Genomic DNA, 912 nt, shown 5'->3' on the forward strand with positions numbered 1-912 from the left:
AGGAAGGAAGAGGAAAGAAGGGAGAAAGGAGGGGAAGGGAGAAAGAAGAAGAAAGGGAGGAGGGGGGAGAGAGGAGGGAGAGAAGAGGGGAAAGAAGGAGGAAAAAGGAAGAGAGAGAGGAAAGGAGAAAAAGGAGGGAGGGAAGAGGGGAGGGGAAAAGGAAGGGGAAAAGGAAGGAGAAGGAAAAGAGGGAGAAGGGGAAGAAAAAAAAGGAGAGGAGGAAGAGGGGAAGGAAGAAGAAGAAAGGGGGGGGGAGGAAGAGGAGAGGGAGGAAGAAGGGGGGAAAGGGGGGAGAAGGGAGAGAGAGAGGAAAGAGAGAAGGAGAGGAAAAAGAAAAAGGAAGAGGGGGAGGGGGGAGGGAAGAGAGAAAAGGAAAAGAAAAGGAGAGGGGAAGGGAAGAGAAAGAGGGAGAAGGAAAGAAAAAGAAAGAGAAGGAAAAAGAGGGAGAAAAAAAGGGGAGGGGAAGGGGAAGAAGGGGAGAGAGAGGGGGGGGAAAAGGGGAGAGGAAGGAGAGGGAAGGAGAGGGAAAAGGGAGAGAGGAAAGAAAGGAGAAAGAAAAGAAGAAAGAGAGAGGAAGAAAAAGAGAGAAAAAGAAGGGAGAGAAGAAAGAGGGGAAGGGAGAGGAGGAGAAAAGGGGAAAGAGGGAGAAGAGGGAAGGGGGGGAAAAGAAAAGGAAGAAGGAAGAAAAAAGGAGAAGAAAGAGGAGGGAAAAGAAGAGGAAGGAAAGAAAGGGAAAAAGAGGAAAGGAGAGAAGAAAAAAAAGGAGAGGAAAGAGGGGAAGGAAGGGAGGGAGGGAGGAAAGAAAGAAGGGGGGAGGGGGGAGGAAGAGGGGAGAAGAGAAAAAAGGAAAAAGGAGAAGAAGAGGGGGGAAAAAGGGAGGGGAAGAAGGAAGAAGAAGAGGAAGCGCAGTAG

1 protein-coding gene is annotated in these 912 nt (G+C 49.9%); it reads left to right on the plus strand.

Translation table 11 applies throughout. From position 1 onward, the window contains the following. On the plus strand, positions 1-912 hold a 912-nt coding region (locus tag K5Q73_RS21890), incomplete at both ends, for a hypothetical protein (RefSeq protein ID WP_220766187.1).

This window comes from Shewanella sp. MBTL60-112-B2, assembly GCF_019655055.1.
In the GTDB taxonomy this organism is placed as follows: Bacteria; Pseudomonadota; Gammaproteobacteria; order Enterobacterales; family Shewanellaceae; genus Shewanella.